This window comes from Kamptonema formosum PCC 10802 (genome assembly GCF_000332335.1).
In the GTDB taxonomy this organism is placed as follows: Bacteria; Cyanobacteriota; Cyanobacteriia; order Cyanobacteriales; family Oscillatoriaceae; genus Oscillatoria.
Map to the genome: position 1 here is coordinate 1,898,728 of NZ_KB235948.1, position 15,556 is coordinate 1,914,283.

Genomic DNA, 15,556 nt, shown 5'->3' on the forward strand with positions numbered 1-15,556 from the left:
CCCTAACACCGAACCCCTAACACCTAACACCTAACACCTAACCCCTGGACAATTAACAACTAACAGTGAACAAATATGCTGACGCAGAAACTGGAACAGCTGAAAAGTATTTTGGCTGAGATGGAGCGGGCGCTGATTGCCTACTCGGGCGGTATTGACAGCACGTTAGTAGCAAAAATTGCTGCCGGCGTGCTGGGAGAGCGCGCCTTAGCGGTGACAGCTGTATCGCCCTCATTGCTGCCGGAAGATTTAGAAGACGCCCGCATCCAGGCAGCTGCAATTGGGATTGCCCATGAAGTGGTGGAAACTCACGAAATGGCAAACCCCAATTACACCTCTAACCCCGTAAATCGCTGCTATTTCTGCAAAAGCGAACTGCACGACACGCTGAAACCTCTGGCAATTCAGCGGGGCTATCCTTATGTGGTGGATGGGGTGAATGCGGACGATTTGCACGACTACCGCCCGGGAATTCAGGCGGCGAAAGAACGCGGCGCGAGATCGCCTCTGGCAGAAGTGGGCGTGACTAAGGCGGAAGTGCGGCAGCTGGCAAAAGAGCTGGGTTTGCCTTGGTGGGATAAACCGGCACAACCCTGTCTCAGTTCCCGCTTTCCCTACGGGGAGGAAATTACAGCCGGCAAACTGCAGCGGGTGGGGCGAGCTGAACGCTATTTGCGCCTGTTGGGTTGGCGGAATCTGCGCGTGAGATCGGAAGGCGACACGGCGCGGATAGAACTTCCGCCGGAACAAATTAAGGAGTTTGTCTTAGCGGCGGATTTGCCGGCGCTGGTGTCAGCGTTTCAGGAATTTGGCTTTGTTTACGTGACGCTGGATTTAGAAGGCTATCGCAGTGGCAAGCTGAATCGGGTTTTGAATTTGGAAGCCGGTGTGGGAGCTTAAAAAAAACGCCTCGCACATTCGTGGGGTGAAGAACCCCACCCCCAACCCCCTCCCCGTCAACGGGGAGGGGGCTAAAGAGCGAGTCTGGTATCCCTCGTTCCCAGGCGGAGCCAGGGAACGAGAATATAGAGGCTCTGCCTCGTTTCGGTATGGCAAGAGATGAGTTACATACGTTGAGGAAAAAGCCGGTGGGTTTAGAGTTAGAGAAGGTGGTTCCGTGGGGTCGCTGCATGGATGAGTACATCAGGATGTTTGACCTGACACCGGCTGATTTACAGCTGTCGGTTCTCGACTGTGCCGGCGGGCCGGCCAGCTTTAATGCGGAGATGACGCGCCAGGGTTACAAGGCGATCTCTTGTGACCCAATTTATCAGTTTACTGCCCATCAAATTGCCCAGCGCATCGAGGAAAGTTACTCAGCGGTTATTGGAGGAGTGTATAATAACATAAACTGCTACGTTTGGCAAGAGATTCAGTCGCCCGAAAATCTGGGGAGAGTCAGAATGGCGGCGATGCGGCAATTTCTGGAAGATTTGCCGGTGGGGGTTCAAGAAGGGCGCTATGTCACGGGTGAGCTGCCGGTGCTGCCCTTCAATACCGGCATGTTTGATTTGGCGCTGTGCAGTCATTTTTTGTTCACCTATTCTGACCACCTGTCACAAGAGTTTCATCTGGATGCGATTCTGGAAATGTGCCGCGTCGCCAGAGAAGTGCGGATTTTTCCCCTATTGAAGATATCCGGGGAAGTGTCGCCCTGGTTGCAGCCGGTGATGGGGGAATTGGCAGCGCGGGGATATGGGGTGGAAAGGGTGCCGGTGCCTTATGAGTTTCAGAAGGGAGGAAACCAGATGTTGCGGGTTGAACTCAGAAACCGGGTTTTTTAAAGAAACCCGGTTTCTCCGAGAAACCGGGTTTCTCACCAAAGCTTATACAGTTTTGCTTTCTACGGGAACCAGATAGCACCCATTAATCCGCCAATTTCCGTCAGGCTGCTTTTCCATCAAGTAAATCGCCCTCACCGGCACCCCATCTTGCCCGAGCAGCAGGACAGGCTGAGCGGGGATTCCCTCCACCGTGGTGAGTTCTTCAAACAGCACGGAGCGAGGGCGATAGACGGGGCTGTACGCGGTTTTTATCATGCGCATAAAGTTTTCCGCCGTTTTGAACTGGGCTTTAATTCCCGGACTGGCGAAGGCGAAAGCGCCGGCTGCATCGTCCTTTTGAAACGCGATAAGCTGGCGCTCGATAACTGAGCGGATGGCGGCGCGATCGGTATCGGTAATTTGCATTTGTAGAGCCTTGACGGGTAAAGTTAGGAGTGAAATGGCGAGAGTCAGTTCCAGGAACCAACGGACGAGAGAAGCTGGCTGAATTTTCTTTCGGTTCATGCCGGCTGCCGGTTAAAGGGTTTCATTAATTATAAGAAGGTTAGCACAGGCAGCGGCAGACTTGGCGAATAGAATGAGCGCCCCCACTGCGAAAGCCCCCACCCGTGGGAACCACCGGCTGAGGGGCAGGAAGTGTCCTGTTCGCCAACAAGTCGCACACATAAGATCCCCCCCTTGCCCTCCCCTTAAAAAGGGGGAGAATCCTTAGCCCCCCTTGTCAAGGGGGGTTGGGGGGAGCGGAACTCTGTGCGACGTGTTAGTGAATAAGACAGGAAAGGGCATTTGCCGGTTCACCTGCTTGACTGGCGCTTCCCGCCGTGGTAAGCTGAATCAGCGAGTTCAGCGGGGGCATGACAGATAGGAAGTATCACCCCCTCTCGTTCCAATTCTTGCAATTTGCCCTCATTCCAGATGGGGAAAAGTTATATTCGCATCTTAACCGACCCAGATAGGGGGAAAATTTTGCAAATCTAATTCTTTAGATTTACTGGTGGATTTAGCCTTAGAAAAATGGCTAGAGCCCACCCTGCCGGTTATGGAATGTGAAGCCCGCACCGGCGGGCTTTGTCTGTATAGCCCCAGGTTTCAACCTGGGGGCAAAATCTCACTCAGGCAATTCCCCAAAGCGCTCCCGATAGCGAGCCACAAGACTCTCCAGTTCCGCCGCCCGCTCCTGGGGTGTGGGCAGCAAAGCGCCCTCGGGCGTCGCCCACCGCAACCAGTGGGCGCTCACATCCTCGTGGGTTCCCTCCCACAGCACCAGCGCCAGCTGCAACTGCCGGCTGATTAGCCGGTTCTGTTCATCGGGTTCAATCGGTTCATACACCCCTTCCCGCAAAGCAAAACCGGCTAACTCCCCACTAAAAGGATCGAACCAGAAATATTCCGGCACTCGCAACTGATTCTGATAAACCAGCTTTTTCTCGCCCTTATCCCGCTCTGCTGTACTGTCTGACAGCAGCTCAATCACCACATCTGGCCCTTTGCCTTCTTGCCAGACTACCCAACTTTTGCGCTCTCGCTTCGGCACATCCAGCACCACAAAAACATCTGCACCCCGGAAATTTTTCTTGCGCAACTGAGCTAACCAGAAATACACAAACATATTGCCGCCGACAAAAATATCTTGTCGCTGCTTCCACAGCAGTCGCAGTGGATCGATCAGCATGTCCATTTGTAGTGCGTGGCGTAGGCTTTCCATAGGAATACCGTCATTGTAGGGAAGTTCATCCTCTGTGGGTGGCAATTCCACCTCATCTGGGTTTGGCTCGAGTAAGGTTATCTGATTTTCCATAGAGTCTCACCTATCTGTCAGATAGTCTGTCTCGTATCCGGTCTATTTTAACCTAAATTGGCGCGACCGGCGATAAATTTGAAATAACCGGCCAGCGCCACCGGCATATCGCCCTGTGCGGCTCCGGCGCACTTTACGGGAAGCCCGCCAGGGTTCAGCTTGAAGAAAGCGCATGTTTCACCGGCACTTCCTTATCGGTTCTGTCCGCCGGCGATTTAATAGAGCGCCTGTCTTGACTTTAAACTTAAACCTAAACCCAGAAACCGGGTTTCTCAACTCAGAGCCACCGGCGCAGGCAGCCACGCAAATATATCACCCCACTCCCATATACTATTATGTGAAGTGTTAGCCTAGTTTCCATGCACCGGCAGTCAATCCCCCGCCTCTTACTCGTCCTCGCAGCAGTGCTCACCTTCTTCAGCGGCACTGCTACTCGCCTAGCGTCTGACTCTCCGCCACCGAACCAGCCGGTAAAACCGCCCGCCCTTGTTTCCCGCATCGCCTTCGGTTCCTGCAACAAGCACGATTTGCCCCAGCCCCTGTGGCAACCCATTCTCAGCAACAAACCCGATCTCTGGATTTGGCTGGGCGACATCGTTTATGCAGATACCAGCGACATGAGCGTCATGCAGCAGAAATATCAGGCGCAAAAAGCCAACCCGGACTACCAGCAACTGCTCAGAACCACCACGGCACTCGGAACTTGGGACGACCACGACTACGGGCAAAACAATGCCGGTAAAGATTATAGCAAAAAAGCCGAAAGCATGCAATTGCTGCTAGACTTTCTCGATGAGCCTCAAGACAGTCCGCGCCGCAAGCAAGCCGGCGTTTATGCCGCCTATACTTATGGCCCAGTTGGCAAGCAGGTGAAAGTAATCCTGCTCGACGGGCGCTATCACCGGGACGCTCCTGGCCCAAATAGCGATATTCTGGGCGAGGAGCAGTGGGCTTGGCTGGAAAACGAACTGAAAAACAGCAAAGCCGGCATCAATCTGATTGCTTCCGGCATTCAAGTTATCCCAGAAGAACACAAATATGAGAAATGGGCTAACTTCCCCAAAGCGCGGCAGCGCCTGTTTGATTTAATTGCCAAAACGAAAGTGCCGGGCGTTATTTTCCTGAGCGGGGACCGGCATTTTGCTGAGATTTCTAAAATACAGACTGCCGGTGTTCCCTATCCACTCTACGACATTACCTCAAGCGGTTTGACCCACAGCTGGGATAAACTGGAGCGAGAGCCAAACCGCTACCGGCAGGGCGACTTCTTCAAGGATCTCCATTTCGGCTTGATTGAAATCGACTGGGACAGCAAGCCGGTTCGCCTCAAATTGCAAATCCGCGACCGGCAAAATCTGGTAAAATTAGAGCAGGAAATCCAACTTGAAGACCTGCGCAAGTTGTAGCGCCAGCTCCCTGGCGATTGAAATCGCAGCTATACAAACAAAGTCCGCCTGCGCGGACTTTTTCTGACCGGCTCTGCCGGCTGTCAGTCTGGGAACCTATAAGAAATAGGAAGGATGAAGTGGAAAAAATCACACTTCACCCTTCCGCCTCACTTCGAGATGAAATGCACCCAGAAATCCCCATCACTCCTACAGATGCTGTCGAGCAGCTCGTAAGAATAAATCAGCCCAGCACCACTGGCAGAAATATCGTATCCGCCCTCACCGTATTGGCCACAGGGGTCATTAACGATAAAACCGGCAGGGGTGTAGCCGGTGATGCAGACAACTTGCCCAGCCGGCGTAAAATATCCGTGGATAACCGCAGGGTTGCCGACCGCAATCCATTCCTTTACCTCTTCAATCGTGGCATCGGTTTTAAAGTGGTCTTTGCAACCGTAAGCTTTGATTGCCTTAACTAAGTCATAAGGATTTTGCCGGCTTAATTCCCGCTCGTTTAGCCAGTCTAGAAGCTCGTCTTCCAGCGGTTTGCCGGCAGGGTGGGGTTTCACCCCTAAATATTCCAGCGCCATTGCCATACTGGCGCAGCTGCTATAACTGAAAGGATTCTTCGCACTCTCCAAGGGAGAGATGTAGGGAATATCTAGTTTGAATTGGCGTGGCAACATAATTGTTGTATTCTCTGGAAAAGGTAAATCTAATATTGAATTCAAGGGGGTTCCCCCTCTACCCGGGAATTAAAAATTGCCGCCACAGATGAGCGGCGGCGCTGGATCTCGGCTTTTCGCACGAAGTCGCCGGTCGAGGGCAACCGAAGGATAGACTTTGACGCTCTGCTGTGGTAGAGAGCTAAAAAAGCAGCACGCGCTTAAGAGGTCGGCAGCGGTAAAAGTCACCCGAATTGAGGTAGAGTGAGAGGGAATCTCCGAAAAGAGAACTTAAACCACCCGCCAAGTTCATGACCCAAACCGTGTGGATTGCAAGACACGCCAACCGGCTCGACTTCGTTAACCCCGATTGGTTTCTCACCGCGCAAAGACCTTACGATCCGCCCCTTTCCCCGGATGGGGAAGAGCAAGCTAGAGCACTGGCTAAACGGCTGGTCGGTGAGAGCGTCGCTCACATCTTCGCCTCTCCTTTTCTGCGAACCGTGCAAACCGCGCACGCCGTAGCGGAAGTTCTGGATTTGCCGGTGAAAGTCGAGTCGGGGTTGAGCGAATGGCTCAACCCTGAGTGGATGCCAGCAATGCCAGAAAAACTCTCCCTCGAAGCATTGGCTGAGCGATTTCCCAAAATCGACACAAGCTATACTTCTCGCGTTCTGGCTCAATACCCGGAAACGGGCGATGGGGCGCTGGAACGAGCCGCCCTGACTGCCAGACGCCTTGCCGGTGAGTTCCCGGAGGATATGCTGTTAGTGGGTCACGGAGCCTCCGTTCTGGGCGCTACAATGGGGCTTGCCGGCAGAGCCGCTGAGCCAGAACTAAAAGTGGCTCTGTGCTGTTTGTTCAAACTGGTGCGGCAAGATGGAGAATGGGGAATGGAACTCAATGGGGACACCTCGCATTTGAGCCAAACTGAGGAAGTTATCCGGTTTAATTAAATTGATTAAGTGGGTGAGCCAAACGGCAAGGAAGCGGGAAGCGGAAGCGTCACCTTCCTCCAGACAGAGGGCTTGCTTAGCCTTTGGGAGGTTGAAAATCGAGGGCTTGCGAACCTATAAAATATCTTGAGTTGAATTTTGCCCACCTACTTAATTTGTCTTTTGTCACCGGTCATGGGTCACTGGCTTTTGACCGGCGACCGGAGATCGGTGACGGATGACTGATGACCAATGACAGCAAATATAGCAGCAGTCATATTGGTTAGAACAATAGAAGCTTCGGGAGCTCTGGAGCAAGGGAGGCCGGAATGTAGGTTTCCTAAATGCTTACTGCTATATAGACGTAGGGCAAGCGTCCCGCCCCCCCTGAAGGTCTAATGTTCTAACCTAAGTGCATACTGCTATAACAGCCATGACATTATTACTAGCAGGAGACATCGGCGGCACCAATACTTCCTTGCGCTGGGTGGGATCACCGGCGCAGCAGGCGCTCTACGAGGCGCGTTACCCCAGCCAGGAGTTTCCCGATTTGGTGCCGGTGGTGGTTTTCCCCACCGAAGGCGGGCACACCGACTTTGCCCCCCGCAACGAATTGGAATTTCAGCTATTGCAATACCTGCGCGACAAATACCAGATTTCCCGCGTTTCTGTCGAGCGAGTTGTTTCTGGCCAGGGCATTGTGGCCATTTACCAGTTCCTGCGCGACCGGCTCGACAAAAGCGAGTCGCCAGAAATCGCTCACACCATAAAAACCTGGGAACACGAAACGGGGCGCAAGGAGAAATCTGTTGACGCTGCAGCGGCGATCTCGCAAGCGGCGCTGGCAAAAAGTGACCCGTTGTGCGAGGAAGCAATGGAAATCTTTGTGGACGCTTACGGCGCGGAAGCTGGCAACTTCGCCCTCAAACTGCTGCCATTTGGGGGGATGTATATTGCCGGTGGCATTGCGGCCAAAAACCTGCCCCTGATTCAACAGGAGAGCCGGTTCATGCGAGCCTTTACCCAGAAAGGGCGGGTGAGCCTCTTGGTGGAGCGCGTGCCGGTGCGCCTTGTCCTCAATCCGCAAGTGGGGCTGATCGGTGCCGCCATCTGCGCCGCTAGGCTGTAAGCGGTTACCATCACCAGAGCCCGGTAACTCTCCCTGACACCAGTGGCCATGCCCCCGCCTTGGGGGCCAATTGCGCCACGGGAAGAGGCAACCGCTGATAAGCTAATAGCTGGTAGCTGAGAGCTGGTAGCTGTTTATGGCAGGACACAGTAAATGGGCAAATATTAAGCGTCAGAAAGCGAGAGTGGATGCCGTTAAGGGCAAGGTGTTCACCAAAATCTCTCGCGAAATTATTGTGGCGGCTCGCACCGGCGTGCCGGACCCTGACGCCAACTTTCAGCTGCGCACGGCGGTTGACAAAGCCAAAGCAGCTGGGATTCCTAATGAGAATATTGAGCGCGCGATTGCTAAAGGTGCCGGCAAGCTGGGAGCCGGTGGCGACAGTTTGGAAGCCATCCGCTACGAGGGCTATGGCCCGGGCGGTGTGGCCATGATCGTCGAAGCCCTCACGGACAACCGCAATCGCACCGCCGCTGATTTAAGAGCGGCGTTTAGCAAGCGAGGGGGTAACTTGGGCGAAACCGGCTGCGTCAGCTGGATGTTCGACCAAAAAGGCGTCGTCACACTCACCGGCCCGATTGATGAGGACGCTCTGTTAGAGGCGTCTTTGGAAGGCGGCGCTGAATCCTACGAGCTCACAGAGGTGGATGAAACCGAGGGGGCTGAGGTGTTCGTCGAACCGGCTTCCCTGGAAACCCTGCAGCGAACTTTAAAGGAATTAGGCTATTCCGTGAGAGATTCCGAAGTGCGCTGGATTGCTAAAAATACGGTGGAAGTCACCGATGCGGAACACGCCCGCTCCCTGCTCAAATTAATGGACGCCCTAGAAGAGTTGGATGACGTGCAAAACGTCACAGCCAACTTCGATATGGCGGATGAGTTGATGTCGCTGAGCGCCGTGTAGTTTTTGACGCCGCCATTGCTGCTGAGCAGACACTCGAAAACGGCTAAAGTAAAAAAGTAGGGTGCGTTCCGCACGCCTGATTACCCCACTTCTAGGGAGTATTCAACCGTGAACGCACCCCACAAAGGAAAAGTCCGGTGCGTTCCGCCGGCAATTACACCTCACTTATAGAGAGTATTCAATCAGGTGGAACGCACCCTACCTATTTACAACCGGCATCTTGACAAAATAAGCGATATATAGTAATAAACCGCGCGGCAGTGTTTAGGGAAATCGCCCTTTATCAATCGCGCCCCTACCCCTCCCCAGCGATTTGCGGCAAAATAATCAAAGGTATATGTTCCTATCCCTTTGACAAACTCCCTTAACAATGCCACTGCAGGAACTCGTTCGCCCATCTGAGCTCCCCCAAACACCGGCACCCGAGCGGGGGTTCGACTGTGACGTTGCTATCGTCGGTGCCGGCATTGCCGGCGCAACCCTCGCCGCCGCCTTAAAAAATACCGGCCTGAAAGTGGCGCTCATCGAGGCCCAAACCCAAGCCGCCGCCGCCTCCAAACAGCAAGTTTACGCGATTTCCCTCCTTTCTGGCCGCATTTTTCAGGGAATCGGCGTCTGGGACAAAATCCTGCCCAAGATCGCCACTTTCACCCAAATACGCCTCTCCGATGCCGATCGTGCCGGTGTCGTGCAATTCCAACCGGCAGACTTGGGCACAGACTCCCTCGGCTATGTCGGCGAGCATCGCGCCATCCTGCCGGCATTGCAGGAGTTTCTCAGCGAATGCCCCAATATCACCTGGCTGTGCCCCGCTGAAGTCGCCAGCGTGGACTGCCAGCCCGATGCCGTTCTTGTAGAGACGCGATCCTTATCGAGTCTTCCAGTGCACAGGCGAGACGCCTGTGCTACGCCTGAAAGCGCCTCTCCCACTCAACCGGGCGAAACCCGCCTCATCCGCACGCGCTTGGTTGTCGCCGCAGACGGTGCCCGCTCGCCCGTGCGCATTGCCGCCGGCATCCGCACTCGCGGCTGGAAATACTGGCAATCCTGCATCACCACCCGCATTAAACCCGAAAAACCCCACAATAACATCGCCTACGAGCGCTTCTGGCCCAGTGGCCCGTTCGCCATCCTCCCCCTGCCCGACAACCGCTGCAATATCGTCTGGACAGCCCCTCACGAGGAAGCTAAAGCCCTCTTTGAACTCGATGACGAGCAATTCCTGGCGGAACTGACAAAGCGGTATGGCACCCAGATGGGGCGTCTGGAATTGGAAGGCAAGCGGCTGATGTTCCAAGTCCAGCTGATGCAAAGCGAGCGCTATGTCCTCCCGCGCCTCGCCCTGATTGGCGACGCCGCTCACTGCTGCCATCCCGTCGGCGGACAGGGGCTGAATTTGGGCATCCGGGATGCGGCGGCGCTCGCCCAAGTGCTCGGAGACGCTCACCGGCAAGGTCTTGATATCGGATCTGTGCCGGTGCTTGCCGGTTACGAGCGCTGGCGGAAATTGGAAAACCTGACTATTCTCGGATTTACCGATTTCCTCGACCGGCTGTTTTCTAACAGTTGGCTGCCCCTGGTAGCCATTCGCCGGCTGGGTTTGTGGGTGCTGCGCAATATTGGGCCGGTGAGAGTTTTTGCCTTGCGGCTGATGACCGGCATGCAGGGGCGCACTCCCCAACTGGCGAAGCGCTAGAGTTTAATGGTGAACCGCCATAGACGCGCCAGCGGCTTCCCGTAGGGTAGACGCCAAGGACGCCAAGGAGGAAGAAGGCAGAGGAAGAGGGATAAAATGTTCACGGCAGAAATGCTATCACGCCGGCAGGCGATCCTGAACCGCCCCGCAGGCGCAGGATGCCGATCGTTAAAGTGGTGCCGGTGCTGGGCAACTGATGCAAATTGGTGAGATTTTCCAGCACAATCCCCCCGCGTTCCAGCACCAGCCGGTTGGTGGCAAAGGTGGCGTCGCAACCGTCCACGCCATGCGTATCTGTCCCCACACCGGCAATCCCCCGCTCTTCGAGCAGGAATCGCGCCGTCTCGCCGGCAAATCCGGGAAATTGCCCCTGGTTGAGAAATTCCTCTGGGTTTGGCCATTTTTCCTGCCAGCCGGTATAGAGCAGCACTACAGTGCCGGTGGGAATCTGCCCGTATTCTCGCTCCCACTGCAAAACGTCAGCTGGGGTGAGGGCAAAATCGGGACTGGCACCGGCGCGAGCGCGGATATCCACCACCACTGCCGGCACCACCAGCGACTCGGCGGGGTAGGCGTCAATCCCCGCACCTCCCGCATGAAAGCTGTTCGGCGCATTCATGTGAGTGGCGCTGTGTTCGCCCATCGAAAAGCGCCGCAGGTAATAGCCATCCCTGTTTAGCTCGGCTGCCGGCTCGAACTCCACCGGCGGGTCCCCTGGCCATAAGGGGATCTGCCGGTCAATCGGATGGCTCAGGTGGATAACCCGCGAGTAGGCGATGGTTTTCTGGGAGGGGAACTCACTCATCGAAAGACAGAGTCATTATCCGGTAATAGCTAAATTTTGCGATAAACCTTTTCAAGGTTATCTATATCTGGCAAACGCTTAACCACTTGGGCGACAGTCTAAATTAGACAAAATCCGGCTATACACTCAAGCGAAATCGCTTTGGGGGCGGATATGGGAGCGCTACCAGGGGATAGGCTTCTTGTCGCGGAAGAAACCGCCGGTGGGCCCGCCGTCCGGCAGAGTGGCCAGCCAGACAATCGTTTCCACGCCTTGTTCTGGGGTGAGCGGGGCATTTGGGCCACCCATATCGGTTTTCACCCAGCCCGGACACACGGAATTCACTAAGATATTAGTGCCTTTGAGCTCATCCGCCAGAATCCGGGTTAGGGCATTCAGAGAGGTTTTGGAAAGCCGGTAGGCTGGATAGCCGCCATTCATGTCCGAAAGCTGGCCCATGCCAGAAGAGACATTGACCACCCGCCCGTAATTGCCCTCTTTCATCAGCGGAATCAGCGCTTGGCAAAGCAGCAACGGTCCGCAGACATTCGTCTCCATCGCAGTGCGCAGCGTCTCCACCTTGGCGTTGAAGACACTTCCCGCCTCGGAATTTATGGGATCTGGCAAAATGCCGGCGCTGTTAACCAGTATATCCAAACGCCCGAACTCCTGACGCAGGAATTGCGCCAGCTGCTCGATACTTTCAAAGCTGGTGACATCGAGCGGGTGATAAACTACTTGCAATCCTTCTTCGAGCAACTTGCCGGCGGCTGCTTTGCCTTTCGACGGATCGCGGCTGGTGAAAACAACCTGGATTCCCAAGCGGGCGAGCTGCCGGCTCGTCTCAAATCCTAGTCCCCGATTAGCGCCGGTGACAGCGGCTACCTTTTTGCTGGCATTCATTAAGGCTTGCAATCATAAGGTGCTGAACTCTTAAATTATATCAAGAAACCCGCTTTCTTTAAGAAACCGGGTTTCTGGCCGGTGGGAGACGCGAGGGATATTTTTTTCGGGCGGGTTAGTGGGCGAGAGATTGTTGCGCCGGCTCAGAACCATTAGATAACTTTCCGTCTTCCATGTGAATAATGCGGTCGGCAACATCTAAAATCCGGTTGTCGTGAGTCACCATCAGAATTGTACAGCCCTGCTCCTTGGCAAGTTTTTGCATCAGGTTCACCACATCGCGCCCCGATTTACTGTCAAGAGCAGCCGTCGGTTCGTCCGCCAAGACAATTTTGGGGTGGCTCACCAGCGCCCGCGCAATCGCCACCCGCTGTTTTTGCCCCCCAGATAAGTCGTCCGGATAGTAATTTATCCGGTGTTCCAAACCCACCAATTCCAGCATTTCCGCTGACTTGCGGTGCATGTCTCCCACAGAATACTGCTCGTGCAATTCCAGCCCCATTCGCACGTTCTGCAAAGCTGTCAGGCTTTTGTGCAAATTGTGCGCTTGGAAAATATAGCCAATACTGCGCCGCGCTCTGACTAAATCGTCTGGTGAAGCGCCGCACATTTCTCTGCCCAACACCTGCAGACTTCCCTCCTGCGCCGAGCGAAGTCCTCCTATTAAAGTGAGGAGCGTTGTCTTGCCCGAACCGGAGGGGCCGGTTAAAATCACAATCTCACCGCTTTCAATTTGCAACGTAATGTCAAACAGCACTTGCTTGCGCAGCTGACCTTGCCCGAAATATTGACTGAGATTTTTGATGTCGATTACAGCGCTGTCATTCATTCCAGTGTCCCTTCCATTCATCTATCTGGTGAAATGCAGAGATGTGCCGGTTTAAAGCATTCCCTCTATGCCCTATGCCCCATGCCCATGCCCAATTAAAACATATCCGCCGGGTCAGCTTTTTGCAATTTGCGAGTGGCAATCCCGCCCGAAATCACGCACATCACAATAGTTAGCACTAGCACAGTCAAAGCTCTGGCGAGGGTCAGGTATATGGGGAGATTCGTCGCCTTGCGAGTCAGGGTGTAGAGGACGGCGGACACAGCAACTCCGGGGATAAAGCCAAGCGCTGCCAAAATTATCGCCTCTTCCAGCACCACGCCCATAAAATAGAGGTGCCGGTAGCCCATTGCTTTGAATGTGGCGTACTCTCCCAAGTGATCGCTGACGTCGGTGGAGAGGACTTGATAAACTATTATCACGCCCACCACGAACCCCATCACCACACCCAACCCGAACACGAAGCCGATGGGTGTGCTCTTCGACCAGTAATCTTTCTCAAAGTCTATAAATTCTTGTTTGGTTAAAACTTTAACATCATCGGGTAAAATAGATTGCAAGACTTTTTGCACAGCCACCGGCTCGTAACCCGGTTCCAGCTGAATCGCGCCGATGCTAACGCTTCCTGCGTCCCGCTTAGGAAATAATAGCAGAAAGTTTTGCTCGCTCGTCATCAAGCTGCCATCCGCCCCGAAAGAAGCCCCTATCCGGTATAATCCGCTGACGGTAACTGTGCGCCGCTCTAGCTCTGTGGTGACGGGTTTGCCGGCTATTATTTTAGGAATGACCTCCTGGTAGTCTCCTTTGGAGGCGCGATCGAAGAATACCGTATCTGGAAGCTTGAGAAGGCTTAAATTCTGGGTGACTTCAGGCAAGTTAAACGCCGGCTTGTCGGGATTGAACCCTGCGATGAGAATGCTCGTCTCGCGCTGAGTTTGCGGGTTCTTCCAGATGGCGCTATTCACATACACCGCTTCGGCTGACTTCACTCCAGAGACGCTCATTGCCTGGTACAGCCGGCGGCGCGGAAAACTTGACATCCTCAGCAGGTAGCGAGCTTGAGGGCTGATTAATACGATATCGGCTTGAAAGTTTTGGTGCAGTCGGGTGTTGCTGTCATATAATGAGGCTTGGAAACCGAGCTGCATCATCATCAGGATGTCGGCAAAGGCAACGCCTGACACCGCCACTAACAGGCGACTTTTTTCGCGAGAGAGCTGCAGCCATCCCAGGGGGGTCCTGCGCCGAAGCCGTTCAAGGAGTTTTATCATAGTTCGATCTGCACTTTGACTTGAAGATTGGTTAAACCGGCAACTTTTTTGCTGGAGTCAGCATCCAAACGCACTCGCACTTCTACGACTCTAGAGTCAATGTTAGCAGACGGGTCGGTATTGATGACATTCTGCTTTTTCACCAGCAACCCAATCCGCTCCACGGTCCCGCGCAATTCTCCCCCCAGGGAATCGTTCGTCACCCGCACCGGCTGGTTCAGGCGGACTTTGCTGACGTCGCTTTCATAAACCTCTGCCACCGCATACATCTGGCTCGTATCTCCCAGTTCCGCAATCCCTTCCGGCGCAATCAATTCTCCGGGGCGAGTGTGAATCTTGAGGACTTGTGCGTCGCGGGGCGCTCTCACAGAAGCTTTTTCCAAATTGGCCAGCGCTGTTTTGAGGGCTGCTTGCGCTTGTTTCAGTTCCGCTTCCGACGCCCGCACGTCTTCGGGGCGCACTTCTGAAATCCGCTCTAAGGTGGCTTTGGCTTCGTTGACTTGCTCGGCTTTTCCTGCTACAATTTTATCTAGATTTGCCTGCGCTTCCTCCAGCTGTTGTGCCTGTGTTGAGCTAATCTTACGCAAATTTGCCCGCGCTTCTTTTAGTTGCTCTGCTTGTGCTGATTTGGTGCGGTTCAGGTTCGCCCGCGCTTCGTTGAGTCTCTCTTGCGCGGCGGCTAGGGTTAAGCGCCGGCTGTCCCCAGCGGAAGCAGAAACCGCTCCGTTTTCCAGAAGGTATTCGTAGCGCTTGGATTCGCTCTCGGCGTTGCGCAGTTCGGCTTCCAGTCGGGCGATAGTTGCTTCTTGAGCGCTGGTATCTCCCTGGAGTTCGGCTTCAAGACGGGCGATCTCGGCTTGTTGCGCTTCGATATCGCCTTTGCGCTCGGCTTCTAGGCGGGCGATTGTTGCTTTTTGCGCTTCAATCTCGTTTGTCCGCTCTACTTCTAGGCGGGCGACTGTTGCTTTTTGGGCTTCAATTTCACCGGCTTTTGCCCCCGCCAAAACCCGGTCGAGATTGGCCTTGGCCACTCCCACGCGCTGCTGCGCCTCTTCGGCGGCAGCTTGCAGGCGATCTCGGCTGTCGAGCACGGCTACGGGCTGACCGGCTTTCACCGTATCCCCCTCTTTGACTAGCAGCTGGTCAACTCGGCTTCCTTCTGCGGAGGCGGGGGCGGAGAGTTTAATCACTTCTCCTTGCGGTTCCAACCGCCCCAAGGCAGTCACCGCCGTCACTCTGGGAATTTCGGGCGCTGTCTCCACCGCTGTATGTGACTGCAACTGGCTGAAGGTGTAAGCCGCCCCGCCACCGGCTATCAGGGTAGCCGCTGTCGCCAGCGCCACTGCCATCACACTGAAACGGCGACTTCCCGCGCTTGCTGGCGTATTCGCCTCCTCGGATGACAACCGCCCTACTGTTAAGTTCAGCATCCTGTCCCTCCTGCCTGCCGGCGTATAACACTAAACCGTA

15 protein-coding genes are annotated in these 15,556 nt (G+C 54.6%); 7 read left to right on the forward strand and 8 right to left on the reverse strand.

Going from position 1 to position 15,556, the window contains the following annotated elements; all coding sequences use genetic code 11:
- The first annotated feature begins 75 nt into the window (after positions 1–75).
- Together larE and OSC10802_RS0108100 are read left to right on the forward strand one after the other, a co-directional pair.
- Positions 76–900, forward strand: coding sequence for an ATP-dependent sacrificial sulfur transferase LarE (larE, locus tag OSC10802_RS0108095; RefSeq protein ID WP_017716288.1), 825 nt, complete (start codon positions 76–78; stop codon positions 898–900).
- 188 nt (positions 901–1,088) lie between these two features.
- A complete protein-coding gene (locus OSC10802_RS0108100) occupies positions 1,089–1,784 on the forward strand; it encodes a hypothetical protein (RefSeq protein WP_026098277.1) in 696 nt (231 codons plus the stop codon).
- A 42-nt stretch (positions 1,785–1,826) separates the two neighbouring features.
- On the opposite strand, the gene OSC10802_RS0108105 is transcribed toward OSC10802_RS0108100, so the two are convergent.
- Positions 1,827–2,288 carry a DUF4864 domain-containing protein gene (locus OSC10802_RS0108105; protein ID WP_017716290.1) on the reverse strand — a complete coding sequence of 154 codons (462 nt, stop codon included), beginning with the start codon at positions 2,286–2,288 and terminating at the stop codon, positions 1,827–1,829.
- Positions 2,289–2,892: 604 nt separating this feature from the next.
- On the reverse strand, positions 2,893–3,582 hold the full coding sequence (locus tag OSC10802_RS0108110; protein WP_017716291.1) for a Uma2 family endonuclease: 690 nt from the start codon (positions 3,580–3,582) through the stop codon (positions 2,893–2,895).
- A gap of 359 nt (positions 3,583–3,941) precedes the next feature.
- Between OSC10802_RS0108110 and OSC10802_RS0108115 the strand changes: the two genes are divergently transcribed.
- Entirely contained in the window at positions 3,942–4,988 is a 1,047-nt protein-coding gene (locus OSC10802_RS0108115) for an alkaline phosphatase D family protein (protein WP_017716292.1), read from the forward strand.
- A 149-nt stretch (positions 4,989–5,137) separates the two neighbouring features.
- Here the strand turns inward: OSC10802_RS0108115 and OSC10802_RS39195 are convergent, their stop codons facing one another.
- Positions 5,138–5,656 carry a C39 family peptidase gene (locus tag OSC10802_RS39195; protein WP_017716293.1) on the reverse strand — a complete coding sequence of 173 codons (519 nt, stop codon included), beginning with the start codon at positions 5,654–5,656 and terminating at the stop codon, positions 5,138–5,140.
- Between the two features lie 290 nt (positions 5,657–5,946).
- Here OSC10802_RS39195 and OSC10802_RS0108125 point away from each other — a divergent pair, with 290 nt between their 5' ends.
- The 4 genes from OSC10802_RS0108125 to OSC10802_RS0108140 all read left to right on the forward strand — a co-directional run bounded on the left by OSC10802_RS0108125 (position 5,947) and on the right by OSC10802_RS0108140 (position 10,299).
- Positions 5,947–6,591: a histidine phosphatase family protein gene (locus tag OSC10802_RS0108125; protein ID WP_017716294.1), complete on the forward strand. Its 645-nt coding sequence runs from the start codon at positions 5,947–5,949 to the stop codon at positions 6,589–6,591.
- A gap of 391 nt (positions 6,592–6,982) precedes the next feature.
- Positions 6,983–7,699: a glucokinase gene (locus OSC10802_RS0108130; protein ID WP_369797060.1), complete on the forward strand. Its 717-nt coding sequence runs from the start codon at positions 6,983–6,985 to the stop codon at positions 7,697–7,699.
- A 136-nt stretch (positions 7,700–7,835) separates the two neighbouring features.
- On the forward strand, positions 7,836–8,603 hold the full coding sequence (locus OSC10802_RS0108135) for a YebC/PmpR family DNA-binding transcriptional regulator (protein WP_026098279.1): 768 nt from the start codon (positions 7,836–7,838) through the stop codon (positions 8,601–8,603).
- A 370-nt stretch (positions 8,604–8,973) separates the two neighbouring features.
- Positions 8,974–10,299, forward strand: coding sequence for an FAD-dependent hydroxylase (locus OSC10802_RS0108140; protein WP_017716297.1), 1,326 nt, complete (start codon positions 8,974–8,976; stop codon positions 10,297–10,299).
- A 100-nt stretch (positions 10,300–10,399) separates the two neighbouring features.
- Here OSC10802_RS0108140 and OSC10802_RS0108145 read toward each other — a convergent pair whose 3' ends face one another.
- The 5 genes from OSC10802_RS0108145 to OSC10802_RS0108165 all read right to left on the reverse strand — a co-directional run bounded on the left by OSC10802_RS0108145 (position 10,400) and on the right by OSC10802_RS0108165 (position 15,516).
- Positions 10,400–11,104, reverse strand: coding sequence for a cyclase family protein (locus OSC10802_RS0108145; RefSeq protein ID WP_017716298.1), 705 nt, complete (start codon positions 11,102–11,104; stop codon positions 10,400–10,402).
- Positions 11,105–11,266: 162 nt separating this feature from the next.
- Positions 11,267–11,986, reverse strand: coding sequence for an SDR family oxidoreductase (locus OSC10802_RS0108150; RefSeq protein ID WP_017716299.1), 720 nt, complete (start codon positions 11,984–11,986; stop codon positions 11,267–11,269).
- Between the two features lie 115 nt (positions 11,987–12,101).
- Positions 12,102–12,815, reverse strand: a complete 714-nt coding sequence (locus tag OSC10802_RS0108155; protein ID WP_017716300.1) for a DevA family ABC transporter ATP-binding protein — start codon at positions 12,813–12,815, stop codon at positions 12,102–12,104.
- Positions 12,816–12,910: 95 nt separating this feature from the next.
- Entirely contained in the window at positions 12,911–14,086 is a 1,176-nt protein-coding gene (gene devC, locus OSC10802_RS0108160) for an ABC transporter permease DevC (RefSeq protein ID WP_017716301.1), read from the reverse strand.
- Complete coding sequence (locus tag OSC10802_RS0108165; protein ID WP_232731643.1) at positions 14,083–15,516, reverse strand: HlyD family efflux transporter periplasmic adaptor subunit; 1,434 nt, start codon at positions 15,514–15,516, stop codon at positions 14,083–14,085. Before OSC10802_RS0108165 ends, devC begins: the two co-directional genes overlap by 4 nt.
- Between the last annotated feature and the right edge of the window lie 40 nt (positions 15,517–15,556).